We start from the raw sequence: 24,988 nt of genomic DNA, 5'->3' as shown, positions 1-24,988 counted from the left end.
AGAAAGGACCTCCGCGATGACGAACCCTGGCGTGCTCCAGATCCCCTCCATGAAGGACAAGTGCTCCGCCGCCGAATGGCAGGCGCGCATCGACCTCGCCGCCTGCTACCGGCTGGTCGACCTCTACGGCATGTCCGACATGATGGCCAACCACATCTCCTCGCACGTGCCCGGCGAGAAGGGCGCCTTCCTCATCAACCCCTACGGGATGATGTACGAGGAGATCACGGCCTCGAGCCTGATCAAGGTCGACCAGGACGGCAACATCCTGTCCTCGCCCGACTTCGGCGAGCTGAACTACGGCATCAACAAGGCCGGCTACGTGATCCACAGCGCGGTGCATGCCGCGCGGCCCGACGTGGCCTGCGTGATCCACACGCACAGCTGGGCCTCGATGGCCGTGTCCTCGCTCGAATGCGGGCTGCTGCCGCTCACGCAGACCGCGATGCGCTTCCTCAAGATCGGTTACCACGACTACCAGGGCGTGGTGCTCGACACCGCCGAGCAGGCTTCGCTGCTGGAAGATCTGGGCGACAGCGAGGCCGTGATCTTCCGCAACCACGGCGCGCTGGTGGTGGGCCGCAGCGTGGGCGAGGCCTTCAACTGGATGCACCGGCTCGAGCTGGCCTGCCGCGCGCAGATCGGCGCGATGTCGTGCAACACGCCGCTCAAGGCCGTGCCGCAGGAGGTGCTCGAGGAGACCTGGAACAACTACCAGCCCGGCACGCGCCGCCCCTACGGGCTCATGGAATGGCCGGCGCTGCTGCGCAAGCTCGACCGCATGGATCCGGGCTTCCGCGACTGACGCCCCCGCCTCCCCGCCTGCCCCAGAAGAACCAAGACGACTCCCGATGAAAAGAAGACTGTTCCCCGCCGTCGTGGCGCTGCTCGCCGCGGCCATGGCCGTTCCCGCCTTCGCGCAGAAATTCCCGCAGAAGCCCGTCACGCTGGTCGTGCCCTTCGCGCCCGGCGGCAACCTCGACGTGGTCGCGCGCACGCTCGCGCCCGCGCTCGGCCAGATCCTGGGCCAGTCGGTGATCGTGGACAACCGCGCCGGCGCCGGCGGCGCCATTGGCGCGTCCTACGTGGCACGCGCGCAGCCCGACGGCTACACGCTGCTGGTCAGCACGCCCAATGCGCTGGTGGTGCTGCCGCTGATGACGAAGACCACCTACGCGCTCGACAACTTCGCGCCCATCGGCCTCGCCGCCACCACGCCGCTGGTGATCGCGGTGCGCGGCCAGGGTCCGTACAAGGACATCGAGGGCCTGCTCACCGCCGCGCGCGGCAAGCCCGGCCAGGTCACGGCCGGCCATGCGGGCCCGGGCACCACCAACCACATCGCGCTGCTGCAGCTCGAGCAGGCCGGCAAGCTGAGCCTCAACACGGTTCCCTACAAGGGCTCGGCGCCGGCGCTCACCGACCTGCTGGGCGGCCAGATCGACCTGGTGGTGGACCAGCTCACGAGCTCGGCCGCCCACATCCAGTCGGGCATGCTGCGCGCGGTGGCCGTGATGTCGAAGGAACGCGACCCCGCGCTGCCCAACGTGCCGACCCTGCGCGAGGCCGGCCTCAAGGACTTCGACGCCACCACCGCCACCGGCCTGCTCGCGCCGGCCGGCACGCCACCCGACGTGGTGCAGGCGCTCAATGCCGCGCTGCGCAAGGCGCTGGCCGACGAGAACGTGAAGCGCCGCCTGATCTCCGTCGGCAGCCCCGGCCAGGCCTCCTCGTCCGAGGAATGGCTCGCCACGCTCAAGAAGGACGACGCCGGCGCCCGCCTGCTTGCGAAGAGCGGCAAGCTCAAGGTCGACTGAGGAGGCACGCCGCATGACCCGCCCCTGCCTGCCTCCCCACGAGGCCTTCGCACCCGTGGCGTTCGCGCCGCCGCCCGGCGCCTGCGACAGCCATGCCCACGTCTTCGGTCCCTACGCACGCTTTCCGCTCGCCGAGGACCGCAGCTACACGCCCGCCGAATACCCGGGCGCGGCCTTCATCGCGCACCTCGATCGGCTCGGCCTCGCACGCGGCGTGCTCGTGACCGGCAGCGCCAGCGGCACCGACAACGGCGCGGTGCTCGAAGCCCTGTCGCAGTACCCCGGGCGCCTGCGCGGCATCGCCGTGCCGCGCGCCGACACCGGCGATGCCGAGCTCGACCGCTGGCATGCGGCGGGCATCCGCGGCGTGCGCTTCAACCTGTTCCAGCGCGACGGCCATGCGGTCTACCGCAACGGCGTGGGCATCGAGGTGCTGGAGGCACTCGCGCCGCGCCTCGCCGAACGCGGCTGGCATGCGCAGATCTGGATCCACGCGCCCGACCTGGTCGAGCTCGCGCCGCGCCTGCTGCGCCTGGGCCTGCCGCTGGTGATCGATCACATGGGCCGCATGGCGGCCGCGCGCGGCATCGAGGACCCGGGCTTTCGCACGCTGTGCCGCCTGCTGGCCGACGGCAAGGCCTGGACCAAGATCTCGGGCGCCGACCGCAACACCGGAATGGGCGCGCCCTACGCCGACATCGATCCCTTCGCCGAAGCGCTGCTGCAGGCCAATGCCGAGCGCGTGGTGTGGGGCAGCGACTGGCCGCACATCAACTACTTCGAGGCGCAGCAGGTGCCCGACGACGGCGCCCTGCTGAACCTGCTGGCGCGCTGGCTGCCCGACGCGGCGCAGCGCCGGCGCGTGCTGGTCGACAACCCGGCCGCGCTGTACGACTTTCCCCGCCCGTGTAGAGCCCACCCACCCCCAGAGGATCACAAGAATGAAACGAGACAAGCCCTCCCTCCTGCCGCGACCGCTCATGGGCCTGGCCGCGGCCCTGCTGCTGGCCGCCGGCCTCGGCGCCGCGCCGCGCGCGCAGGCGCAGGCCGCCTATCCCGCCAAGCCCGTGCGCGTGGTCGTCGCCTTCACCGCGGGCGGCACCACCGACATCCTCGCGCGCGCCGTCACGCAGCAGCTGTCCGAGAAGCTCGGCCAGCCCTTCGTGATCGACAACAAGCCCGGCGGCGGCGGCAACATCGGCACCGAGTTCGTGGTGCGCGCGCCGGCCGACGGCTACACGCTGATCGTCAACTCGGTGGGCCCGATGGCCGTCAACCAGACGCTCTACAAGAACCTGCCCTACGACCCGCTGCGCGACCTGGTGCCCGTGGTGCAGATCGCCGACGTGCCCAACGTGCTGGTGGTGAACCCCGAGGTGCCCGCGAAGACGCTCGAGGAATTCATCGCCTATGCCAAGGCCAACCCGAACAAGCTCAACTACGGCTCGACCGGCATCGGCACCTCCTCGCACCTGTCGAGCTACATGCTCGGCAAGCGCATCGGCGCCGACACGCTGCACGTGCCCTACAAGGGCGCCAACGCGCTCACCGACCTGCTCGCGGGCCGCATCCAGTTCATGTTCGCCACCATTCCCTCGGTGATCCCGCACATCCGCGCGGGCAAGCTGCGCGCCATCGCGGTCAGCAGCCTCAAGCGCTCGCGCTCGCTGCCCGACGTGCCGACCGTGGCCGAGAAGGGCTTCGGCGATTTCTCGGCCGGCTCCTGGTTCGGCTTCTTCGCGCCCAAGGGCACGCCCGCGCCGGTGATCGCGCTGCTCAACAAATCGGTCAACGACGCGCTGCCTTCGCTCGAAGCGCAGATGATCCGCGAGGGCGCCGACCCGGTGGGCGGCACGCCCGAGCAGTTCGGCCGGTTCACGCGGCAGGAGTACGAGAAGTGGAAGAGCATCGTTCGCGAGTCGGGCGCGACGGCCGAATGAGCGGGCCGCTGCGCATTCTGATGACCGAGGCCGCCGCGCTTCAGGCCGGCACCGGCCTGGCCGAGGCGCTGGCCGGCCGCGCGCACGTGGTGGTGGCCGAGGGAGCCGATGCCGACGTGGCCTTCGTCTCGCGCGACGTCACGGGCCTGTCGACCAAGCACGAGCTGCTGCCGCAGACCCGGCGCTTTCACGATGCGCTGCGCCATGCGCCCTCGCTGCGCTGGGTGCATGCCCATTCCTCGGGCGCCGACCGGCCCGTGTACGGCGAGCTGCGCGCACGCGGCGTCGAGGTGACGACCTCCTCGGGTGCCAATGCGGGCGTGGTGGTGCAGACCGCGCTGGCCGGCGTGCTGATGCTCGCGCGCCGCTTCCCGCAACTGCTCGCGGCGCAGCGCGACAAGACCTGGGCGCCGCTCGTGGGCAGCGGGCTGCCGCGCGACCTCGCGGGCCAGACCGCGGCGATCGTGGGCTGGGGTCCGATCGGGCAGGGCCTGGGCACGCTGCTGTCGGCGCTCGGGCTGCGCGTGGTCTCGGTGCGCAGCAGTGACCATGCCGCGCTGGCGCCCGCCGTCGAGAGCCTGCGCTTCGAGGATATCGGCCGGGTGCTGCCGCGTGCCGACTGGCTGCTGCTCGCCTGTCCGCTGACCGAACGCACGCGCGGGCTCGTCGATGCGGCCGCGCTCGCGCTGCTGCCACCGGGCGCGCGGCTCGTGAACGTCGCGCGCGGCGAGGTGGTCGACGAAGCCGCGCTGATCGAGGCGCTGCGCGGCGGCGCGCTCGCCGGGGCCTATCTCGACGTGTTCGCGCACGAGCCGCTGCCCGCCGACTCGCCGCTGTGGTCGCTGCCGAACGTCATCGTCACGCCCCACACCGCCGGCCATTCGGACGGCAACGAGGCGCGCGTGGCCGCCCTCTTCCTCGACAACCTGCGGCGCTGGAACGCCGGCCTTCCTCTGCTGAACCGCGTGGCCTGACCACCCTCTTCATAACAACACCAAGACCCCACGACCATGAAAAGACAAGCCTTCCTCCGCACCACCCTCGCGACCCTGCTGTTCGCCGCGGGCACCCTGCCCGCGCTCGCCGCCGACTGGCCGAGCAAGCCCATCACCCTCGTCGTGCCCTTCGTTGCGGGCGGCACCACCGACATCGTCGCGCGCACCGTGGGCCAGAAGCTGTCGGAATCGCTCAAGCAGCCGGTGATCGTCGACAACCGCGGCGGCGCGGGCGGCACCGTGGGCGCGACCCTCGCGGCCAAAGCGCCGGCCGACGGCTACACGCTGTTCCTCGCGACCATCGCGCATGCGATCGCGCCGGGCCTCTACAAGAAGCTGGCCTACGACTTCCAGCGCGACTTCGACCCGGTGGCGCTGGTGGCCTCCACGCCCAACGTGCTGATCGTCAACGACAAGGTGCCCGCGAAGACCGTGGCCGAACTCGTGGCGTACATCAAGGCCAATCCCGGCAAGGTCAACTTCGGCTCGGCCGGCAACGGCAGCACCGAGCACATCTCGGGCGAACTGTTCCGCGCGATGACGAAGACCGAGATCGTGCACGTGCCCTACAAGGGCGGCGCGCCGATGATGGCCGACCTGATGGGCGGCCAGATCCAGATGGCGATCGAGACCAGCCCGTCGGCCTCGCCGCACATCAAGGCCGGCAAGGTGCATGCGCTGGCCGTCACCACCAGGGCGCGTTCGCCCGCCTACCCCGGCGTGCCCACGCTCGACGAGGCCGGCCTCAAGGGCTACGACATGACGACCTGGTTCGCGCTGATGGCGCCGCACGGCACGCCGCCGGAGATCGTGCAGCGGCTCAACACCGAACTGGCGCGCGCGCTGCAGCAACCCGACGTGGTCAAGCGCTTCGAGGAACAGGGCGTGACGGCCGGCCACATGAAGCCGGCCGAGCTCGCGGCCTTCATCGGCAGCGAGACCACCAAGTGGGTCAAGGTGGCGAAGGAATCGGGCGCGACGGCCGAATAGCCCACGGCTCGTGTGAACGGGTCGGACATCGCCCTACGGTCAGGGCGGAAACCCGCTTGCGGCCGCGGCGGGCGATGTCTGCAGAATGGGCGCCCATGCACGTCGGAAAAAAAGCCCCGCTCCTCTTTCTTGCCCTCGGTCTCCTCGCCAGCCTCCTCGCCACCGCCCAGTCTCCCGCCTCGCCCGCCCCGGCCACCACCGATCCCCGCATCGAAGCGCTGATCGCGCGCATGACGGTCGAGGAGAAGGTCGGCCAGCTGAGCCTCTACGGCCCGGCCGACACCAACATTCCCGGCAATCCGCAGGCCAACCGGCGCAATGCGCAGCTCGAGGCCGACGAGGTGCGCGCGGGCCGCGTGACCGGGCTCTTCAACAACGAGGGCCTGACGCGCAAGCGCGAGCTGCAGCGCATCGCGGTCCAGGAATCGCGCCTGGGCATTCCGCTGATCTTCGGTGCCGACGTGATCCATGGCTTTCGCACCATCTTCCCGATGCCGCTGGCCGAGGCCGCGAGCTGGGAACCCGCGCTGGCCGAGCGCACCGCGCGCGCGGCGGCGGTCGAGGCCAGCGCCGACGGCTTCCGCTGGACCTTCGCGCCCATGGTCGACATCGCGCGCGATGCGCGCTGGGGCCGCGGCATCGAGGGCGTGGGCGAAGACCCGCTGCTCGCGAGCCGCTTCGCCGCCGCGCGCGTGCGCGGCTTCCAGGGCGAGGACCTGTCGCGCGCCGATGCGCTGCTCGCCACGCCCAAGCATTTCGCGGGCTACGGCGCGGCCGAGGGCGGGCTCGACTACAACACCGTCGACATCTCCGAGCGCACGCTGCGCGAGGTCTACCTGCCGCCATTCCGCGCCGCGCTCGACGCGGGCGCGCTGTCGCTGATGAGCGGCTTCCACGAGATCTCGGGCATTCCCTCGACCGCCAACCCGGCCCTGCTGACCGGCGTGCTGCGCGGCGAATGGGGCTTCCGGGGCTTCGTGGTGTCGGACTACACGGCCGACGAGGAGCTGATCGCGCACGGCTACGCGGCCAACGGCCGCGAGGCCGCGAAGCAGGCCTTCCTCGCGGGCACCGACATGAGCATGCAGAGCGGCCTCTACATGCGCGAGCTGCCGGGCCTGGTGGCCGCGGGCGAGGTGCCGATGGCGCGGCTCGACGACGCGGTGCGCCGCGTGCTGTACGCCAAGCTCAGGCTGGGCCTGTTCGACCAGCCGATGCGCGGCCTCGACGGCCCGCCGGCCGCGCAGCGCGCCGAGGACCCGGCCTTCATCGCGCTGGCGCGCGAGAGCGCGCGCCGCTCGATCGTGATGCTGAAGAACGAGGGCGCGCTGCTGCCGCTCGCGAAGACCGGCACCAAGGTCGCGCTGATCGGCCCCTTCGCCTCGGGCACGCAGGACCTGCTGGGTGCCTGGAGCCTGTTCCCGGGCCAGAGCGCGCCGGTGGGCATCGACCAGGGCCTGCGCGCCGCGCTCGGCGACGCGGCGTCGCTCACGGTCACTCGCGGCTCGAACGTCGAGTCGCTGCTGCCCGGCGGCATCGAGGCCGCGATGGCCGCGGCACGCCAGGCCGACGTGGTGGTGCTGGCCATCGGCGAGGGCGAGCGCATGTCGGGCGAGTCGCGCTCGCGCGCCGACATCGGCCTGCCGCTGGTGCAGCAGGCGCTGGCCGAGGCGGTCGCCGCCACCGGCAAGCCGATCGTCGTGCTCTTGAGCAACGGCCGCGCGATGGCGCTGCCGCCGGTGGTGCGCGATGCGCGCGCGATCCTCGTGACCTGGTTCCTCGGCGTGCAGACCGGCCACGCGATCGCCGACGTGCTGTTCGGCGACTTCAACCCCTCGGGCCGGCTGCCGGTGAGCTTTCCGCAGGCGGCGGGACAGGTGCCCTACTACTACGCCCACAAGCGCACCGGTCGCCCGCTGCCGCCCGATGCGCCCGGCACCGCCTTCAAGACGCGCTACATCGAGGCCCCCAACGAGGCGCTCTATCCCTTCGGCTTCGGCCTGGGCTTCGCGCCGGTGCGCTACGACAGCGTCGCGCTCGACAGCGAGCAGTTGCCGATGACGGACGGCACGCTGCGCGTGCGCGCCACCGTCACCAACACCGGCCAGCGCGAGGCCGAGGAGGTGGTGCAGCTCTACATCGCGCAGCGCACCGCGAGCGTGACGCGGCCGGTGCGCGAGCTCAAGGACTTCCGCAAGCTGCGCATCGCGCCCGGTGCCTCGGTGCAGGTCGAGTTCGCGCTGCGCGCGGCCGACCTGGCCTTCATCGGCCGCGACCTGCGGCCCACCGTGGAGCCCGGCGACTTCGACCTGTGGGTGTCGCCCTCGGCCGTGGGCGGGCTGCACGCGCGCTTCGCGCTGGTGCCTTGAAGCTCAGCCGCGCGGCGGCAGGAACGACAGATCGACGTGGTAGCGCTTCGGGTTCGCGGGATCGACGTAGACCGCGATCCGGCGCCCGCTCAGGTGCCGCGTGGGATCGAACCAGATGTTGGCGCTGCGGAACTGCCGCAGTTCGCGCCCGAAGCCGGCGCGCGCCTCGACGATGGCGCGGTAGGGATGCCGGCCGTTGACCTGGAACGTGGTGTTGAGCTCGACCTCGCGCAGCTCGGCATCGATGCGCTGGCCGTGCTGCAGCAGCCAGGCCGCGCGCTTCGCATTGCGCTCGCCGACGAACAGGATGCCGCCGCCCACGCCCGCGAACATCAGGCCCAGCAGCGTGAGCAGCCACTTGGCCTCGTTGGGCACCGCGATCGCGATGAGCAGCAGGCCCAGGCCGACGGCGATGAAGATCCACTTGAGCAGCGTCAGCGACGTGTTGTGCATGAGGGGTACGGCGGGTTGCGGGGAGACCGCTGCGTTATAGCAGGGCCTCCTCTCCACCCGCGCCCTCAGTCGAACACGCCCGTGAGCGCCACGCGCGTCACCACGCCCGAGCTGCTCGCGCCCACGCCGAGCGTGACGCTGTAGCGGCCGTCCTGCGACGTGTGGCGCAGCGAGCCGCCGATCGCGCTCTCGCTGCGGTAGTTGCCCAGGCCCACGGCATAGCTGATCTTGCCGGGCACCATCGGCGCGGCCTCCATCGCGGCCACGCTGGCGATGCCGGCGTAGGCACGGCGGGCCGTGTCGTCGATCTGGCCCTGCAGGCGGGCGGCCGTGAGGTCGGTGTAGGCCTTGCCGACCGGCAGGCCCTGCGCGGCCACGGTGTCGGTGTAGGCATTGGCCTGGCTCACGCCCTCCTTCACCATGCCCTGCACCTGGCCGACGTTGGTGGCGTCGGTGGGCGCGCTGCCCGGGGCCACGCCGGTGATCTGGCGGTTGCCCAGCGCCACCTCGCCCAGCGACGACTGCACGCCGGCCATGCCGATGGCGGTGTAGTTGGCGAGCGCGCCGCGCGTGGTCGCGCTGCCGGCACCGAGCGCCACGCTGTTCGCATGGTTCACGGTCGCGCCGTTGCCGATCGCCACGCCCGAGTCCTCGAAGGCCTGCGCATTGGTGCCGATGGCCAGCGCGTTGTCGGCACTGGCGCGCGCGCCGGCGCCGATCGAGGCGGTCTGGTTCGCGCTCACGTAGGCGCCCGAGCCCGAGCCGATCGCGATGTTGTCGTTGCCGCGCACGTGCTGGCCCGCGCTGTTGCCCTGCGCGAGGTTCGAGTTGCCGCTGACCGCCTGGCCCGCCATCGTGCCCGAGGACAGGTTGTTGCTGCCCTGCACGCCGCCGCCCGCGGCCTGGCCGGTGGCGATGTTGTTGTTGCCCGAGACGCCCGCGCCGGCCTGCATGCCCGAGGCCTGGTTGCCCACGCCCGTGACGCCCGCGCCCGAGCCCTGGCCCATCGACAGGTTGTTGCTGCCGTTGACGTTGTTGCCCGCGCCCGTGCCGTAGGCCTGGTTGCCGTTGCCCTTGACGTTGCTGCCGGCACCGGTGCCGTAGGCCTCGTTGTCGTTGCCGGTCACGTTCTGGCCGGCGTTCTGGCCGGTCGCGTCGTTGCGGCTGCCGGTGACGTTCGAGCCGGCCGCGTAGCCGGTCGAGTTGTTGTAGTCGCCGGTCACGTTCTGGCCCGAGCTGCGGCCCATGGTCTGGTTCCAGCCGCCGTTGACGTTGGTGCCCGCGTAGTAGCCGATCGCCTGGTTGGCGTTCTTGCCCGACACGTTGCTGCCCGCGCCCTCGCCGATGGCCAGGTTCCAGTTGGTGCCGACGTTGTTGCCCGCGCCCTCGCCGAGCGACACGTTGTTGCTGCCCGTCACGTTGCTGCCGGCATTGGTGCCGATGCCGGTGTTGTCGCTGCCCGTGACCTTGTTGCCGGCGCCGTTGCCCATGGCGTTGTTGTTGCTGCCGGTCACGGTCATGCCAGCGTTGGTGCCGGTGGCGTTGTTGTCGCTGCCGGTCACGCCGCTGCCGGCATGGAAGCCGGTGGCGTTGTTGTGGTCGCCGGTGACGTTGTCGCCCGCGCTGCGGCCGATCGACTGGTTCCAGCCGCCCTTGACGTTCTGGCCCGACTCGAAGCCGATGCCCACGTTGGCATTGCCGCCCGAGACGTTGGTGCCGGCGTTGTTGCCGATCGCGAGGTTCCAGTTGGTGCTGACGTTGTTGCCGGCGCCCAGGCCGATCGAGATGTCGCTGGTGCCGGTGACGTTGCTGCCGGCGCCCTGCCCGATGGCCTGGTTGGTGGAACCGGTCACGTTGTTGCCGGCGTTCTGGCCGATGGCCTGGTTGCCGCTGCCGTTGACCGTCTTGCCCGCGCCCTCGCCGATCGCCTGGTTGTTGCTGCCGGTGACGCCGGTGCCGGCACCGGTGCCGATCCCGAGGTTGGCCTTGGCCGGGTCCCAGGCCGTCGGCACCGTCTGCGCCAGGGCCGGGCCGCAGATCGCGGCCAGGGCGAGCGATGCGCCGAGCAGGCTCGCGCCGCGCGGCATGCGCTTGTTCTTCTTCATGCTGTTTCTCCTCGTCGGTTGGAAGGCGCGCTCAGCCCTGCAGGTGCATCGCCATCGCCGGATCGCTCACGCCGGGCTTGCCGGTCTCGACCCGGCCCGCGAAGCGGCGCACCACGTTGTCGGCGGTCACGGTGAAGTCGTACCAGTGGCCGCTGTCCTTGAGCTCCCAGTGCAGCGTGCCCATGTCGCCCTTCGGCGCCTTGAGGGTCCAGGGACCGTCGGTGCGGTAGGCATTCGACTGCACGGTCACCGTGCCGTCGGCGCTGCCGTTGTTGTGCACCTTCACGTAGACATTGCCTGCGGCCGGGTCGTAGCAGACCTGCACCTCGGGCTTGAAGGCGGCCGAGTTCGAGGCCATCGCGTCGCCGCTGAAGCTGCGCACGAAGCCGTTGGTGCCGTAGACCCAGAGCTCGTACTTGCCGCCATCGGTGGCGCCGGTGTCCCAGTAGTCCTGCAGCTGCTTGCCGGCTTCCACCGTGTAGCGGCGCGGGATTCGGTCCAGGTGCAGCTTGTCGTAGACGTGGAACACCGCGCCCTGCTCGCCCGTGTTGCTGAAGATCAGCGAGACCAGGCCGCGCGCCTCGACGCGCGCGCTGGTGTGCAGCTCGTAGGGCAGCGCGCGCGAGAAGCGCGTGCCGGTCTCCTGGAACAGCGGCTTCGCGGGGCTGGGAGCCTTGGTGATGACGCCGGTGTTGCCCAGCGCCTTCTGCGCCAGGTTGATCGCGGGGTAGCCGCTGGTGTCGGGCAGCTTGGGCACCACCGGGTCGTTCGGGCTCACGAAGTCGAAGCAGCTCGTGAGGTCGCCGCAGACCGCGCGGTGCCAGGGGCTGATGGCGTCGATCGTGATGCCGAAGCGCTTCTCGAGGAAACGGCCCATCGAGGTGTGGTCGAACACCTGCGAGTTGACCCAGCCGCCCTTGCTCCACGGCGACACCACGTACATCGGCACGCGCGAGCTCAGGCCCCAGGGGCGGATCTTGCCGCTCACGGTGTCGGCGGCGGTGAGGTAGCTGCCGACCGAGGCGTCGAAGTACTCGCCGTCCAGCGGCACGGTGGACTTGCCCATCAGGTTGCCGTTGGCGTCGTACGAAGGCACCGCGGGCATCGCGAGGTGGTCGAAGAAGCCGTCGTTCTCGTCGAAGGTCACGAACAGCGCCGTCTTGCTCCAGACCGCGGGGTTCGAGGTCAGCGCGCCCAGCACGTCGGCGATGAAGTCGGCCGCGCCGGCCACGCCTTCGCTGCTGCCCGGGTGCTCGGCGAGTGCCTGCGTGGGCAGCACCCACGAGACCTGCGGCAGGGTGTCGTTCATCACGTCCTGCTTGAGCTGGGCCAGGAAGTTGGTGGCGCCGTCGGCCGCGGCGGGGCCGCCCGTGAGGCCGTGCTGGTAGATCGGCGAGCCGGGCTGCGCGGTGCGGAAGCTCTGGAAGGCCAGGCAGCCGTTCATGGCGCCGGTCCAGTTGTTGTTCATGTTCTGGTAGATGTGCCAGCTGATGCCGTTCTTCTGCAGCACGTCGGGCAGCGTGTCCCACTTGAACGCGTTGTTGACGTACTTGTAGTTGTAGGCGCCCGTGGCCGGGTCCTTCTGGCCGGTGCCGTCGGTCTCCTGCGCGCGGCCAGCGACCCAGTTCGACGGGCTCGGCCAGCAGCGCGAGTTGACGGGTTCCGAATCGGTGTCGGTGCTGTTGATGCCCTTCTTGCGCAGCTCGGGATTGAAGTTGGAACCCGACCAGAACACGATGCGGTTGGGATCGGTGCCCGTGAGGATCGAGCAGTGATAGCCGTCGCAGATCGTGAAGGCATCGGCCAGCGCGAACTGGAACGGGATGTCCTCGCGCAGGTAGTAGCCCATCGTCACCTGGTTCTTGAACTGGATCCAGCGGTCCATCTTCCCCTGCGCCCAGGCCGCCTGCTGGTCGGGGAAGTTGTGCGGAGCGCCCGAGCCGATCAGCGCGTTGGCGATCGTGGAGTCGCGGCGGAAGGGCTGGATCTCGGGCGCGCCCGCGGTCACGTCGGGCTGGAAGAACACCGACTTGCCGTTGGCCAGCGGGATCGGGAAGCGGTCGCCGAAGCCGCGCACGCCCTTCAGGGTGCCGAAGTAGTGGTCGAAGCTGCGGTTCTCCTGCATCAGGATCACGATGTGCTTGATGTCCTGGATGGTGCCGGTGTCGACGGCGGCCTCGACCGCCAGCGCCTTGCGGATCACGGGCGGGAGCATGGTGAGGGCCGAGGCCGCGCCGATGGCGCCGGCCGACTTGCGGAAGAAATCGCGACGGGAGGGGGTGTTCATGGGAGGTTCTTTCAACGCGGGGGCGAAGGGATGTCGGGACGAAGGCGCGGGCTCAGGGCGCGCACTTGAGCGCGGGCTGGGCCGGCGGGTTGCCGTTGCCGTTGTTGTTGCCGTCGCCGGCCGGCGGGGTCTGGCCCGGCGGCAGGAACGGCAGGCCGCCGCCCCCACCACCGCCGCCACCGCAGGCGGCGAGGCTCAGGCACAGGAGAAGGCCTGCCGCAGCGAGGCCGTACCGGGAAGATGCTGTTTTCATGAGGGTTCCTTTTCGGATCGAGGGAGATGGGAGACGAAGGCGCGGCCGAGGCCGCTCCGCGCGGCGGACGGGCCGCGCGAGAGTTCGGACGAGAGGCGGGGAAAGGAAGCGGGCGCCGCGCACGCGGTGCCCGCTCGGACTCAGGGCTCAGCCATAGCGGCTGCGCAGCCGGGCGGCGACGCGGTCGAGCACCAGCACGGTCAGGAAGATCGCGATCAGGATCGTGCCGACGTGCGCGTAGTTGTACATGTCGTAGCGGCCCTTGAGCTCCTGGCCGATGCCGCCCGCGCCGACCAGGCCGACCACGGTGGCCATGCGCACGTTGCGGTCGAGCACGTAGAGCGTGTAGGCGATGAACTGCGGCATCACCTGCGGCAGCACCGCGAAGCGCATCACCTTGAGCTTGCTGGCGCCGATGGCGCGCAGCGCCTCCTGCGGCTTGTCGTCGGCGGTCTCGATGTCCTCGGCGTAGAACTTGCCGAGAAAGCCCGCCGAATGCAGCGCGAGGGCCAGCACGCCGGCGATCGGGCCAAAGCCGTAGGCCAGCACCAGGAACAGCGCGCTCACCAGCTCGGGCACCGCGCGGAACAGGCCGACCACGCTGCGCGCGAGGCCGTAGGCCAGGCGGTTGGGCGCGTAGTTCCTCGCGCTGCACCAGGCCAGCGGCGCGCTCAGCACGATCGCGATCAGCGTGGCCCAGACCGCGATCTCGAAGGTCTCGAGCATCTTCACCGCCACGTGCCACAGGTAGCCCAGCGGCTCGACCAGCACCTCGCGGCGCTCGACGCGGTCTTCCATCTGCAGGGTCTGGGGATTGAGCTTGGGCTCGTGCGTCTCGATCGTCTCGACGCGCGAGAACCAGGGCAGCCGGTTGCGGTCGAAGCCCTCGATGCGCGCGACCTCGGTCTGCTCGGAGATCTGCGGCGGGAACAGCGAGCGCGCGATCGAGCCCAGCCCCGAGAGCACCTGCGAGTCGTCGCGCAGGCCCACCGCGGCGAGCACGCCCTCGCCGGTCAGCGAGAGCATGCGGCCCAGTTCCACGCGCTGGCCCGCGAAGAAGCCCGCCACGAGTACCAGCAGCAGCACGAGCAGCGTGCGCGTGCCGAAGGGCCGCGGCAGGTCCCAGGCCGAGGCCGGGCGCGACGCACGCGCCTCGGGGGTCGTCGGGATCGTGTTCATCGCGCGAGCTCCAGGGCACCGGCATGCAGCGGCAGCGCCGCCTCGGGCTCGCCGGCCGGCGACGGCCGGGCCGCGGGGGCCGCATCGTCGCGGCCATAGATCGCATCGAAGACCTGCGGCTGGAACATCCGCGGCGCGCCGTCGAACACCACCACGCCGCGGCGCAGCGCCACGATGCGGTCGGCGAACTCGCAGGCCAGTTCGACCTGGTGCAGGCTGCACAGCACCGTGGTGCCGCGCTCGCGCGCCTGCCGGCGCAGCAGCGACAGCACGTCGTGGCTGGTCTGCGGATCGAGGCTGGCCACGGGCTCGTCGGCCAGCACCAGCGGCGGATCGAGCATGAAGGCGCGCGCGATGCCCACGCGCTGCTGCTGGCCGCCCGAGAGCTCGCTCACGCGGCGCAGCAGGTGCTCCTCGCCCAGGCCCACCGACTCGACCAGTTCGCAGGCCTTGCGCCGCTGCGCGTCGGTGAACAGGCCCAGCAGCGCGCGCCAGGTGCCCAGGGCCGGCAAGGCGCCGGCGAGCACGTTCTCGGCCACGCTCGAGCGCAGCACCAGGTTGAACTGCTGGTGGATCATGCCGATGCGCGGACGCACGCGCGCCAGCGAGCCCGCCGCGATGCGCACGCCCTCGACCCGCACCGTGCCCTGCGTGGGCACGACCAGGCCGTTGGCGGTGCGCAAGAGGGTCGACTTGCCCGCGCCCGAGGCGCCCAGCACCACGCAGAACTGGCCCGCGGGCACCTCGAGCGAGACGCCGCCGAGCGCGCGCGTGCCGTCGGGGTGGCGCATGGCGACCGATTCGAACTGCAGCATGGGCGTGCTTCCGGCGGCGGGCGCTGCGGCGTGCGTGCGATCGCCGGCGATCAACGCTCGGCCGCCTTGGCGAGGATGCGGCCCTTGAGGTCGTCGGTCAGCAGGCCCAGCTTCTCGGCGGCGACGTTGAACTCCTCCTCGGAGAACCTGGTGTCGTAGCCGTCGATCTTGCCGCCGCCGTAGCCGCGGATCATGTCGGGCGTGACGCCGGGGGCCTTGTTCACGGTCTGGAAGGCGTCCTTGAGCTTGGTCTTCAGCGCCTCGGGCAGCTTGGAGTTCAGCGCCAGCGGCGGATAGGGAATGGCCATGCTCTTGGCGATCACCTTGATGGTCTTCGGATCGGCCGCGCCCTGCTTGACCGCCTTCTCGTACGAGTCGAACGAGAGCGAGGCCACATCGACCTGGTCCTGCACCAGCGCCGCCAGGCTGCTGGCGTGGCTGCCGGTCATGCGGATCGCCGACAGGTCCTTGGCCGGGTCCATGCCGGCGTCGAGCAGCATCGCGACCTGGAAGGTGAAGCTCGAGGCCGAGTTGACGTCGCCGAAGGCCACGCGCTTGCCCTTGAGGTCCTTGATCGAGGCGATCGGGGCGTTGGCCTTGGCGAACATGCCGGCGTAGTAGACCGAGGCGCCCTTCTCCACGCCCACGGCCAGCAGCTGCGCGCAGCCGCGCTTGTGGGCCTGCACGTACGACACCGGGCCGAAGAAGGCGATGTCGGCGAGCTGGTTGCACATGCCCTCGACCACGGCGCCATAGGACTGGCCGACCTTGAGGTCGAAGTTCAGGCCGGTGCTGCGCGTGATGGCGTTGAACACCGGCGCGTAGTCGGCCTTGGTGCCCGACTCGGTGCCGCCGTCAGCGGGAATCAGCAGCACGCGCAGCGGATGCTCGCGCGAGCCGTCGGCCACGGACTGGGCATGGGACGGGAGGGCCAGCAGCGCGCTGAACGAGACGGCGGCGGCGGCGATGGCCAGGAGTTTCTTCATGATCGATTCCTTCGGTTCGGGGGCGTTTCTCGGGCGAGTGCCTCGCTCGGTTGCGTTGAACTTTAGAAGTCGAAGATGACAAGCAAATGAAATAAGCTCATTTGAAAATTAGCAATCAACTGAGCAATGTTCAATACAATCCCGCCCCACGGCCAGGACACCCCGCTCCCCCGATGGCCCGAACCGGAGATCCATGAAGAACATCGCATCCAAGACCCGGGCGCCGGGAGGCCCCGCGGCAGCGGACCTGGCACCGCTCGCGCAGGCGCGCCACCTGCTGCTCGACCTCGACGGCACGCTGGTGCGCCAGAACGAGGCCATCGACGGCGCGGCCGAACTGCTCGAGCGTTTCGAGGGCCGCTTCGCGATCGTGTCGAACAACTCGACCCACACCGCCCAGGGCCTCGCGCTGCGGCTGCGCCGGCTCGGCCTGCGCGCGCCGCCCGAGCGCATCGTGCTGGCCGGCGAGCTCGCCGTGAGCCTGCTCGCGCGCCAGCACCCCACGGCGCGGCTGATGGTGGTGGGCACGCCCGCCTTGCAGCGCCATGCGCGCGCGCTCGGCTTCCGGCTGGTCGCGTCCGAGGCCGAATTCGTGCTGCTCGCGCTCGACATGCGCTTCAGCCATGCCCGGCTCGGCGCGGTGGCCAACGAGCTGCTGCGCGGCGCGCGGCTGGTGGTCACGAACGCCGACGCCACCCATCCGGGCCCGCATGGCCGCGTGGTGCCCGAGACCGGCTCGCTGCTCGCGGCCGTGCTCACGGCCAGCGGCGCGCAGCCCTGGCGCATCGTCGGCAAGCCCGAGCCGCTGCTGTTCGAGGAGGGCCTGCGCTGCCTGGGCGCCGAGCCCGCGAGCACGGTGGTGATCGGCGACAACCCGGCCACCGATGCCGCGGGCGCCGCGCGGCTGGGCATGGCCTGCCTGCTGGTCGGCACCGCGCCCGAGGCGGTGGCGCCGTCGGTCGCCGGCCTGCTGCATGCGCGCGCCACGGCCGAGGTGACCGCCCTGCCCGCGCGGCCGACCGAGCGCAGCCGCCTCAGTACCGCTTGAGCGACAGCACGTCGAAGGTCTGGCGCAGCGTGCGCACCGAGGTGTCGTAGTCCGACAGCGCCAGGCAGGCGATCAGCACGTCGATGATCGCGAGCTGCGCGAGCCGGCTGGTCATGGCCTCGGTGCGGAAGTTGGTCTCGCGCGCCATGGTGAACAGCAGCACGTCGGCGAAGGCCTGGATCGGCGACTTGCCGAAGTTGGTGATGCACACGGTCGAGGCGCCGGCCTCCTTGGCCAGCCGCGTCGCGGTCACGGTCTCGTGCGTGCTGCCCGAGTGCGAGATGGTCAGCACCGCCACCCGCGAGTCGGTGAGCGAGGCGCTGATCGCCTGCACGTGCGAATCGACCACCACCTTCGCGTTGAGGCCGATGCGCAGCATGCGGTAGTGCGCGTCCTCGGCGATGGTGGCCGAGCTGCCGATGCCGTAGATCTCGATGCGCTCGGCATCGCGCAGCAGCTTCACCGCGCGCTCCATCGAACCGGCGTCGAGCGTGGCCTGCGTGTCGTGCAGGGTCTGCACGTTGCTCTGGAAGATCTTGCGGATCACCGCGTCGGCCGCGTCCTGCGGATCGAGGTCCTCGTGGATGAACTGCACCGGCCGCACGATCTCCTGCGCGAGCGCGATCTTGATCTGCTGGAAGCCGGTGGCGCCGAGGTTCTTGCACAGGCCGACGATGCTGCCTTCGCTCGAACCGGTGCGCTCGGCCACCTCGCTGACCGACATGTGGACCACCTCGCGCGGATTCTTCACGATGAAGTCGGCGATGCGCTGGCCCACCGGGCCGAGCGAGGACCAGAGGGTCTCGATGCGCGCGAGCACCGCGAACACCGGGGCGCCGCCGGAGGCATCGGCGGCCGAGGCCTTGCCGTTGGGCGCGGGGGTGACGCTGGTGGACTTGGCGGTGGAGTTGCGCTTCATGGGCGGCGAGCTTACCCGCGCTCGATGGCGGTTTCGCGCATCCCTCAGTCGAGGCCGTGGAAGCTGCTGTCGTCGGGGCCGATGTGCGAGGGCGGCGTCCAGGCCGCGTCGCGCATAGAGCGGCTCACCAGTTTGTCCACGCCCAGCAGCGTGGCGAAGATCGCCATGCGCACCGGGATGCCGTTGTCGGTCTGGCGGAAGATCGCCAGCCGCGGGTCGTTGTCGAGGTCCGTGCTCAGGTCGTGCGAGCCCGGGCGGCCGTCGCGCGGCAGCGGATGCATCAGCACCACGTCCTTCCGGCACGAGGCATCGACCAGCGCGCGGTCGATCGCGAAGGCCTGGCCGAAGCCCTCCAGCACCTCGTCGTGCGCGAAGCGCTCCTTCTGGATGCGCGTCGCGTAGACCACGTCGGCACCGGCCAACGCCCGCGCCGGCGCGGTGGCGGTCTCCACCACGTGGCCGTTGCGGCTCACCAGCGCCACGATTTCCGCCGGCATCGCGAGCTGCGGCGGCGCGACCAGCGTGAACTTCAGGCCGCGGTACAGCGCGAGCAGCTTGATCAGCGAATGCACGGTGCGGCCGTACTTGAGGTCGCCGACCATCGCGACATGCGCGCCGTCGACCAGCTTGCCCAGGCGCGAGAACTCGCGCTGGATGGTGTAGAGGTCGAGCAGCGCCTGGCTCGGATGCTCGCCCGGGCCGTCGCCGCCGTTGATGACCGGCACGTTGGTGGCGCGCGCGAATTCGGCGACCGAGCCCTGCTCGGGATGCCGCACCACGATCGCGTCGGCATAGCCGCTGATCACGCGGCTGGTGTCGCGGATCGATTCGCCCTTGGCCATCGAGGAGAAGGTGAAGCCCGTCGTGTCGCAGACCGAGCCGCCGAGCCGGCAGAAGGCCGCGCCGAAACTCACGCGCGTGCGCGTGCTGGCCTCGAAGAACAGGTTGGCCAGCACCGCGCCCTCGAGCACGCGGCTGACCTTGCGGCGGCGCGCGATCGGCTGCATCACGTCGGCGAGCCGGAACAGCTCGTCGATGGCCTCGCGGTCGAACTGGGCCACCGACAGCAGGTGCTGCGCGCCGTCGACATGGAGCGATCGGCGCAGCGCGCCATCATGTGCGCTCTGCGTATATTCGATGGGCCGCCCACTGGAGGCCAGGATCTCGCTCACGAAGCGCCGCGCGACCTCGGGCATGGCCCGGAATTCGTTCGACTCGTCGGGCAGCAGCCAGGCATCGAGCGCCCTTCTCCGGCTGCCGATGCGCTCGGCGAAGGCGTCGCGCGTCATGTTGAGCTGACGCATCGCGTCGCGGAGGAGCACCTGTTGCGGCATGTTCATGAGCCGCGAGTTTATACGCAATGCGTATATTTCGACAACGCCGTGGAAAAAAGCTGCTCGCCTTCGCTGCGCAGCAGCGTCACCAGCCGCCGCGCCGCGGGCGACAGGTAGCCCTCCTTGCGGTAGGTGACGCCCAAGTGGCGGCGCAGCGTGGTTTCCTTGAGCGGCACCTCGCGCAGCGTGCCCTCGCGCCCCGCCGCGCCCAGCGTGTGGCGCGACAGGAAGCTCAGCAGGTCGGTGCGCGAGATCAGCCGCGGCAGCAGCGGGATCGAGTTGGCGTTGACCTGCACGGTCGGCAGCGGCAGCCCGCGCGACTGGAAGGTCGCATCGAGCCACTGGCGGCTGGGAATGGGATCGGCCGGCAGCACCCAGCGCCATTGCAGCAGGGCCTTCATCGTGGGCCGCGGCATGTCGAACACCGGGTGCTGCGGACTGGCCGCGACCACCACCACGTCCTCGACGATCGAATGCGTGACGAAGGCCGGGTCGTGCTCGGGCATGAGGCCGATCAGCAGGTCGATGGCGCCTTCGCGCAGCCGCTCGCGCAGCGCCATGCTGGGCGCGACGGTGATGTCGATGCGCGTGTCGCCGGCCTCGGCCAGCAGCAGGTTGCAGACCTCGGGCAGCACGTGCTCCGCGGCGATGGGGCCGCTGCCGATGCGCACGTGGCCCGCGTTGCCCTTGGCGAAATCGCTGACCTCGCGCAACGCCTCCTCGGTGGCGCCGCGCAGCAGCCGCGCGCGCGCCAGCAGCACCTCGCCCACGGCGGTGAGCTGGATGCCGCGGCCCTTGCGCTCGAACAGCGCGCTGCCGAAGGCTTCCTCGAGCCGCTGCACGGCCTTGGTGAGCGCGGGCTGGGTGCGGCCGAGCTTGTCGGCGGCCTGGCCCAGGTGGCCCGCGTCGGCCACCGCCTCGAAGTACTTCAGGTCGCGCAGCTGGATGTCCATTCATAGCTCCGAGGAATCATTGAATGAACATTATCGATTGGACGGAATGAGTTGGGCTTTCGAGAATCCGCCCCGCATCGCAAGGAGACCCATGAAGCCCACCGTCCTGGTGACCGCGCCGCGCCTGGCCAGGGCCGGCACCGACCTGCTCGCCGCGGCCGGCGCGCGCATCCTCTACCTCACGCACGCGGACAGCGCCGAGGAGGTCGAACGCCTGATGGCCAGCGAACCCGTCGACGCGGTCGTCTCGCGCACCGTGCCGCTGTCGGCGCGGGCCATCGCCGCCTGTCCCACGCTGAAGGTGGTCTCGAAGCACGGCGTGGGCGTGAGCAACATCGACGTCGAGGCGGCCACAGCGCGCGGCATCCCGGTCTACGTCACGCCCGGCGCCAACGCGCCCTCGGTGGCGGAGATGACGCTGGGCCTGATGCTCGCCGCCGCGCGCCGCATCGGCTGGATGGACCGCGAGCTGCACGAGGGCCGCTGGTCGCGTGCGCAGGACGGCGTCGAGCTGCAGGGCCGGACCCTGGGCCTGGTCGGCTTCGGCCAGGTCGGCCAGCGCGTGGCGCGCGTGGGCCTGGCGCTGGGCATGCGGGTGGCCGCGTTCGATCCCGCGATCGGCGAAGGCGCGGCCCCGGTGGCCGACGTGCGCATGCTGCCCTCGGTCGAGGCGCTGCTGCCGCTGAGCGAGGTGCTGAGCCTGCACGTGCCGCTCAACCGCCACACGCACCGGATGCTGGGCGCGGCGCAGCTCGCGGCCCTGCCGCGCGGCGCGATCCTCGTCAACACGGCGCGCGGCGAGGTGGTCGACGAGGCCGCGCTCGTCGACGCGCTGCGCAGCGGCCACCTGCACGCCGCCGGCCTCGACACGATGGCCGACGAGCCGCTGCCCGCGCACAGCCCGCTGGCGGCCCTGCCCAACGTGGTGCTCACGCCGCACGTCGGCGGCTCCACGCCGGCCGCGCTCGCGGCCATGGCCGAAGGCGCCGCGCGCAACGTGCTCGGCTGGCTGCAGGGCCGTCCCGCCGATCCCTCGGCCTGCGTGAACCCGCAGGTCCTTTCCTCCTCCATCCCCGCCCACGGAGTCAACGCATGACCACGCCCCTTTCCTGGCCGCCCGGCTACCGCATCAACCCACGCGCCGCGGGCCCCGATGCCGCCATCGTCGATGCCTTTCGCGCGCTGCCCGTGGCCGCCATCGGCGACGTGATGAGCCGCCACATCGGCACCGTCGGCCTGCGCCAGTACCACGCGCGGCTCGACACGGTGCTGTGCGGCCCGGCCGTCACCGTGCGCGTGCGGCCCGGCGACAACCTGATGATCCACAAGGCGCTGACGATGGTCGCGCCGGGCGACGTGCTGGTCGTCGACGGCGGCGCCGACCTCACGCAGGCGCTGGTCGGCGGGCTGATGCGCACCACCTGCATCGCGCGACAGCTGGCCGGCCTGGTCATCGACGGCGCGGTGCGCGACCTGTGCGAGTGGGCCGGGGACGGCATGCCGATCTTCGCGCGCGGCCACACGCACCGCGGCCCGAGCAAGGACGGCCCGGGCGAGGTGAACGTGCCCGTTTCGTGCGCGGGCCTGGTCGTGCTGCCGGGCGACCTGGTGGTGGGCGATGCCGACGGCGTCATCGCCGTGCCGGCCGCCGAAGCCGCGAGCGTGCTCGAGAAGACGCGCGCGCACCTGGCCCGCGAGGCGGCAATCCGCGAGGCCAACCGCGCCGGCACCGCCGATCCCGAGCGCTTCGACGCCGTGCTGCGCGCCAAGGGCCTGCCGGTCTGAGCCCCGCCCCCCGCCGAGAGAGCCCACGAGAACCCAAGGAGACAAGACATGGACCGAAGAAATTTCCTGCAGGCCGCCACCCTCGCCGCGCTGGCCCCGGCCGCCGGCATGGCGCGCGCGCAGAACGACTGGCCGCAGAAACCGCTGCGGCTGGTGGTGCCCTTCACGCCGGGCGGCGGCACCGACGCCACCTCGCGCCTGATCGCCGAGCGGCTCACCGTGCTCGAGCGCTGGACGGTCGTCATCGACAACAAGCCGGGCGCCGCCGGCAACATCGGCCTCGACGCCGTGGCCAAGGCCGCGCCCGACGGCTACACCATCGGCATGGGGCAGACCTCGAACCTCACGATCAACCCCTGGCTCTATCCGAAGATGCCCTTCGACGCCTTGAAGGACTTCACGCCCATCGCCGAAGTGGCGGCGCAGCCCGTGGTGCTGGCGGTGCGCGCCGACTCGCCGCTGCGCACCCTGGCCGACTTCGTCAAGGCCGCCAAGGCCAGGCCGGGCCAGTTCAGCATCGCGCAGGCCGGCAGCGGCACGGTCGGCCACCTGGCCGGCGAGATGCTCGCGCGCCGCGCGGGCCTCCAGGTGCTGCAGGTGCCGTACAAGGGCGCGGGCCCGGCCATGACCGACCTGCTGGGCGGACAGATCGGCCTGTATTTCGGCAGCAGCGTGTCGGTGATGCCGCAGCTCTCGGGCGGCAAGGCGCGCGCGCTGGCCGTCACCTCGGCACAGCGGCTGCCCGCGCTGCCCGACGTGCCCACGGTGGCCGAGCAAGGCTTCCCGGGTTTCGAGGCGACGACCTGGGTCGGGCTGGTCGGTCCGGCCGGACTGCCCGCCGACGTGGTGGCGCGCCTCAACGCCGCCGTGGTGAAGGTGGTGGCGCGCAAGGAGGTGCAGGACAAGCTCGCGCTGGAAGGCAGCGTCCCCGTCACCGGCACGCCGCAGCAGTTCGATGCCTACATCCGCGCCGAGCACGCCAAGTGGGGCGCGCTGATCCGCGACGCCGGCATCAAGCTGGACTGAAGCGCATGGACCGGATCGACTGCGTCGTGATCGGCGCCGGCGTGGTGGGCCTCGCGATCGCGCGCTCGCTCGCGCTGGCCGGGCGCGAGGTGGTGATCCTCGAGGCCGAGCACGCCATCGGCACGCACACCAGCGCGCGCAACTCGGAGGTGATCCATGCGGGTCTCTCGTACGCGCCGGGCTCGCTCAAGGGAAGGCTGTGCGTGGCCGGCAAGGCCGCGCTGTACGCCTATTGCGCCGAGCGCGGCATCGGCCACCGGCGCATCGGCAAGCTGATCGTGGCGGTGGAGGACGCCGAGCTGCCCGAGCTCGACAACTACCTGAAGCTGGGCGCGGCGCACGGCGTGACCGACCTGCGCCTCATCGGCGCGGCCGAGGCGCGCGAGATGGAACCCGAGGTGGCGTGCGTGGGCGCGCTGCATTCGCCCTCGACCGGCATCGTCGACAGCCACGCGCTGATGCTGTCGTACCTGGGCGATGCGGAACGCGCGGGCGCCGCGCTCGCATTGCACAGCCGCGTGCTGGCCGCGCGCCCGACCGCGGACGGCATCGTGCTCGACGTGGGCGGCGCCGAGGAGACGAGCGTGCTGTGCGGCACGGTGGTGAACGCCGCCGGACTGGGTGCGCAGGCGGTCGCCTCGCGCATCGAGGGCATGCCGGCCGAACGGGTGCCGCCGCTGTACCACGCGATCGGCCACTACTTCTCGCTCGCGCGGCCGTCGCCGTTTCGCCATCTCGTGTACCCGGCGGGGCGCGATGGCGCACTGCGCGCGCACGTGACGCTGGACCTCGGCGGCCAGTGCCGGTTCGGCCCCGACCTGGGCTGGCGCGACGGCGTCGACTACGGCTTCGATGCCTCGCGCGAAGCGGCCTTCTATCCCGCGGTGCGCCGCTACTACCCCGGCCTGCGCGACGGCGAGCTGCAGCCCGGCTACACCGGCATCCGCCCGCGCCTCGCGGGACCGGGCTCGTCGATGCACAACACGGCGACGGACTTCGTGATCCAGACGCCGCGGGTGCACGGGATACCCGGACTGGTCAATCTGTTCGGCATCGAGTCGCCGGGGCTGACCGCTTCGCTCGCGCTGGGCGCGCACGTGGCGGGGCTGGTGTCGGCGATGGGCTAGACAAAAAAAAACGAGCCCGAAGGCCCGTTCCTGTCGGCACCCGAGGTGCCATGGCTGCGGCGCTGGCTCACAGGCCGGCTTGGCGCGTGAACGACACGCTGGGCTTCTTGTAGGCTTGCGGCACTTCGTCGCGGTAGAAGGCGCGGCGGTCCAGGCTTTGCAGCGGATCGTGGGCCTTGGCAACGGCTTCGGCACGGACAGCCGAGCGATCGACGGTCGAGCTGAAGGGTTGCGCACCGGCGGTGGCACCTTCGCTGTAGGCGTCGCCGGCACGGGCGGCGGCCACGGCTTGCGATTCGACTTCGGCACGCGAGACGGTGGAGTGCACGGTGTGGACGCCGTCATAGGTTTCGGCATGTGCGCCGGTGGCGGCAAGCAGGGCAACGGCAACGGCGGCGAGGATCTTCGAGGCGGTCATTTGGTATCTCCTTCAGGTTGAACGGTGGTTTGTCCGTGAGGAGAAGTTTGATCCTGTTCGACCCTTTTGAATCACCGCAAAAAGAATCACGGCGTTCGCCGTTTCGAAACAATCAAGAAAGTTTTGGGCAAGTTTCACGCATGCGAGCGGACCACCGAATCTGCCCTCTTCATAGGGAGATCGGCCGAA

Annotated in this window: 22 protein-coding genes and 1 pseudogene; 12 read left to right on the top strand and 11 right to left on the bottom strand. The window is 70.9% G+C overall.

Going from position 1 to position 24,988, the window contains the following annotated elements; genetic code table 11:
• Positions 1–16 precede the first annotated feature (16 nt).
• The 7 genes and pseudogenes from ACEN9J_RS02350 to ACEN9J_RS02320 all read left to right on the top strand — a co-directional run bounded on the left by ACEN9J_RS02350 (position 17) and on the right by ACEN9J_RS02320 (position 8,111).
• Positions 17–805, top strand: a complete 789-nt coding sequence (locus ACEN9J_RS02350; protein ID WP_413763186.1) for a class II aldolase/adducin family protein — start codon at positions 17–19, stop codon at positions 803–805.
• 46 nt (positions 806–851) lie between these two features.
• Positions 852–1,817 carry a tripartite tricarboxylate transporter substrate binding protein gene (locus ACEN9J_RS02345; RefSeq protein ID WP_413763185.1) on the top strand — a complete coding sequence of 322 codons (966 nt, stop codon included), beginning with the start codon at positions 852–854 and terminating at the stop codon, positions 1,815–1,817.
• A 13-nt stretch (positions 1,818–1,830) separates the two neighbouring features.
• Positions 1,831–2,655: pseudogene (locus ACEN9J_RS02340) on the top strand (amidohydrolase family protein); the annotation flags it as partial.
• A 142-nt stretch (positions 2,656–2,797) separates the two neighbouring features.
• On the top strand, positions 2,798–3,757 hold the full coding sequence (locus tag ACEN9J_RS02335) for a Bug family tripartite tricarboxylate transporter substrate binding protein (RefSeq protein WP_413764534.1): 960 nt from the start codon (positions 2,798–2,800) through the stop codon (positions 3,755–3,757).
• Between the two features lie 20 nt (positions 3,758–3,777).
• Positions 3,778–4,731, top strand: a complete 954-nt coding sequence (locus ACEN9J_RS02330) for a D-2-hydroxyacid dehydrogenase (protein WP_413764533.1) — start codon at positions 3,778–3,780, stop codon at positions 4,729–4,731.
• Positions 4,732–4,767: 36 nt separating this feature from the next.
• Complete coding sequence (locus tag ACEN9J_RS02325; RefSeq protein ID WP_413763184.1) at positions 4,768–5,742, top strand: tripartite tricarboxylate transporter substrate binding protein; 975 nt, start codon at positions 4,768–4,770, stop codon at positions 5,740–5,742.
• 95 nt (positions 5,743–5,837) lie between these two features.
• Complete coding sequence (locus ACEN9J_RS02320) at positions 5,838–8,111, top strand: glycoside hydrolase family 3 N-terminal domain-containing protein (RefSeq protein WP_413763183.1); 2,274 nt, start codon at positions 5,838–5,840, stop codon at positions 8,109–8,111.
• Between the two features lie 3 nt (positions 8,112–8,114).
• Here ACEN9J_RS02320 and ACEN9J_RS02315 read toward each other — a convergent pair whose 3' ends face one another.
• From ACEN9J_RS02315 to ACEN9J_RS02285, 7 genes are all read right to left on the bottom strand, one after another.
• On the bottom strand, positions 8,115–8,564 hold the full coding sequence (locus ACEN9J_RS02315; protein WP_413763182.1) for a DUF3592 domain-containing protein: 450 nt from the start codon (positions 8,562–8,564) through the stop codon (positions 8,115–8,117).
• 65 nt (positions 8,565–8,629) lie between these two features.
• Complete coding sequence (locus tag ACEN9J_RS02310; protein WP_413763181.1) at positions 8,630–10,669, bottom strand: YadA family autotransporter adhesin; 2,040 nt, start codon at positions 10,667–10,669, stop codon at positions 8,630–8,632.
• 31 nt (positions 10,670–10,700) lie between these two features.
• Positions 10,701–12,956, bottom strand: a complete 2,256-nt coding sequence (locus tag ACEN9J_RS02305; RefSeq protein ID WP_413763180.1) for a phosphocholine-specific phospholipase C — start codon at positions 12,954–12,956, stop codon at positions 10,701–10,703.
• Positions 12,957–13,008: 52 nt separating this feature from the next.
• A complete protein-coding gene (locus ACEN9J_RS02300; RefSeq protein WP_057598534.1) occupies positions 13,009–13,209 on the bottom strand; it encodes a hypothetical protein in 201 nt (66 codons plus the stop codon).
• Between the two features lie 147 nt (positions 13,210–13,356).
• Positions 13,357–14,388: a phosphonate ABC transporter, permease protein PhnE gene (gene phnE, locus ACEN9J_RS02295; protein ID WP_296736979.1), complete on the bottom strand. Its 1,032-nt coding sequence runs from the start codon at positions 14,386–14,388 to the stop codon at positions 13,357–13,359.
• Entirely contained in the window at positions 14,385–15,203 is an 819-nt protein-coding gene (locus ACEN9J_RS02290) for a phosphonate ABC transporter ATP-binding protein (protein WP_082321850.1), read from the bottom strand. The genes phnE and ACEN9J_RS02290 overlap by 4 nt, the downstream gene beginning before the upstream one ends.
• A 50-nt stretch (positions 15,204–15,253) precedes the next feature.
• Positions 15,254–16,189: a phosphate/phosphite/phosphonate ABC transporter substrate-binding protein gene (locus ACEN9J_RS02285; protein WP_296736982.1), complete on the bottom strand. Its 936-nt coding sequence runs from the start codon at positions 16,187–16,189 to the stop codon at positions 15,254–15,256.
• Between the two features lie 193 nt (positions 16,190–16,382).
• On the opposite strand from ACEN9J_RS02285, the gene ACEN9J_RS02280 reads away from it, so the two are divergent.
• Positions 16,383–17,237 carry an HAD-IIA family hydrolase gene (locus tag ACEN9J_RS02280; protein ID WP_296736983.1) on the top strand — a complete coding sequence of 285 codons (855 nt, stop codon included), beginning with the start codon at positions 16,383–16,385 and terminating at the stop codon, positions 17,235–17,237.
• Here ACEN9J_RS02280 and ACEN9J_RS02275 read toward each other — a convergent pair.
• Genes ACEN9J_RS02275 through ACEN9J_RS02265 form a run of 3 tightly spaced genes read right to left on the bottom strand, consistent with a single transcriptional unit; the run spans position 17,224 to position 20,443 of the window.
• Positions 17,224–18,156 (bottom strand): MurR/RpiR family transcriptional regulator, encoded by a 933-nt coding sequence (locus ACEN9J_RS02275; protein ID WP_261207153.1) that lies wholly within the window; start codon positions 18,154–18,156, stop codon positions 17,224–17,226. The two genes, ACEN9J_RS02280 and ACEN9J_RS02275, sit on opposite strands and share 14 nt — an antisense overlap.
• 44 nt (positions 18,157–18,200) lie before the next feature.
• A complete protein-coding gene (locus ACEN9J_RS02270) occupies positions 18,201–19,496 on the bottom strand; it encodes an aspartate carbamoyltransferase (protein ID WP_413763179.1) in 1,296 nt (431 codons plus the stop codon).
• Positions 19,497–19,507: 11 nt separating this feature from the next.
• On the bottom strand, positions 19,508–20,443 hold the full coding sequence (locus ACEN9J_RS02265; protein WP_057593116.1) for a LysR family transcriptional regulator: 936 nt from the start codon (positions 20,441–20,443) through the stop codon (positions 19,508–19,510).
• A gap of 91 nt (positions 20,444–20,534) precedes the next feature.
• On the opposite strand from ACEN9J_RS02265, the gene ACEN9J_RS02260 reads away from it, so the two are divergent.
• From ACEN9J_RS02260 to ACEN9J_RS02245, 4 genes are read left to right on the top strand one after another with little or no spacing between them, the layout of a single operon-like run.
• Complete coding sequence (locus ACEN9J_RS02260) at positions 20,535–21,539, top strand: hydroxyacid dehydrogenase (protein WP_413763178.1); 1,005 nt, start codon at positions 20,535–20,537, stop codon at positions 21,537–21,539.
• Positions 21,536–22,228, top strand: coding sequence for an RraA family protein (locus ACEN9J_RS02255; RefSeq protein WP_413763177.1), 693 nt, complete (start codon positions 21,536–21,538; stop codon positions 22,226–22,228). Before ACEN9J_RS02260 ends, ACEN9J_RS02255 begins: the two co-directional genes overlap by 4 nt.
• A gap of 48 nt (positions 22,229–22,276) precedes the next feature.
• Positions 22,277–23,254 carry a Bug family tripartite tricarboxylate transporter substrate binding protein gene (locus ACEN9J_RS02250; protein WP_413763176.1) on the top strand — a complete coding sequence of 326 codons (978 nt, stop codon included), beginning with the start codon at positions 22,277–22,279 and terminating at the stop codon, positions 23,252–23,254.
• A 5-nt stretch (positions 23,255–23,259) separates the two neighbouring features.
• Positions 23,260–24,381, top strand: coding sequence for an NAD(P)/FAD-dependent oxidoreductase (locus ACEN9J_RS02245; protein WP_413763175.1), 1,122 nt, complete (start codon positions 23,260–23,262; stop codon positions 24,379–24,381).
• A 67-nt stretch (positions 24,382–24,448) separates the two neighbouring features.
• On the opposite strand, the gene ACEN9J_RS02240 is transcribed toward ACEN9J_RS02245, so the two are convergent.
• Positions 24,449–24,799 (bottom strand): alpha/beta hydrolase, encoded by a 351-nt coding sequence (locus ACEN9J_RS02240; RefSeq protein ID WP_413763174.1) that lies wholly within the window; start codon positions 24,797–24,799, stop codon positions 24,449–24,451.
• Positions 24,800–24,988: the final 189 nt, after the last annotated feature.

Source organism: Variovorax sp. Varisp41 (assembly GCF_047325085.1).
Lineage (GTDB): Bacteria > Pseudomonadota > Gammaproteobacteria > Burkholderiales > Burkholderiaceae_C > Variovorax.
Note: the sequence above shows the minus strand (reverse complement) of the source record. Positions and strands in the feature narration are given on the sequence as shown.